Below are 716 nucleotides of genomic sequence, written 5' to 3'. Positions count from 1 at the left end.
TATGAATAAAAAAACCATATTTTTCTTATCGTTATTTTTAATTACCTTATCTACATTCAGTATTGCTGGCAAGAATTTAACGCTAGAAATAGATAAAATAAAAGAACAAGATATAACCTCTATTCTCCCAATGTTAATAGGGAATGATGAAGAGACAACCATCTCAGATACGATATTTACCAATGAAAAGATAGTCTTAGATAAACCTATTTCTCTGCATGAAGCTCGACAGAATTTAAAAGAAGTTATTAGCAACTATATAAAGAAAACCAAAAAAATAGTACGCGATATAAAAGATGGCACTATACCAATGCCAAATGATGAGATAAAAAGTAAAGTCATGAGCAATCTGAAAAATAATGATTCATTTCTAAAAAGAACACTTAGTTCAGTTGATTCTAGCGAAGTATCTGAAAGGTATAAGCTGTATACGACCAAATTTAAGGGGAATACCGTCATCATTAGCCAAACAGCCATATTTGAAGGTGAACTTGATATTCAACTTGTTATGTCAGATCCAGATAATATTATCAACAATAGCCTTAAGTTAAATGGGGGCATTAAAAGAGCTAGCGTCGAGAACATTAGAGGGATTATTCGTGATTTATTAACCAATGAGCCTTCAGTCAAAACCGTATCAGCGCATGTGATATCACCCACCCTAGAGTCAAATTACCGAAGAGTAGGATTTAAAGATGAATTACCATGCAATTAAG

General features: G+C 32.4%; 1 protein-coding gene. It reads left to right on the top strand.

Features of this window, described 5'->3' with window-relative positions; translation table 11 throughout:
• Positions 1-715, top strand: a 715-nt coding sequence (locus tag E5A76_RS13520; RefSeq protein WP_161119241.1) for a hypothetical protein, incomplete at its 5' end; no start/stop codon positions are given.
• Position 716 lies beyond the last annotated feature (1 nt).

Source organism: Photobacterium lucens (assembly GCF_009873615.1).
GTDB lineage: Bacteria > Pseudomonadota > Gammaproteobacteria > Enterobacterales > Vibrionaceae > Photobacterium > Photobacterium lucens.
This window is presented reverse-complemented; position numbering and strand designations above follow the sequence as displayed.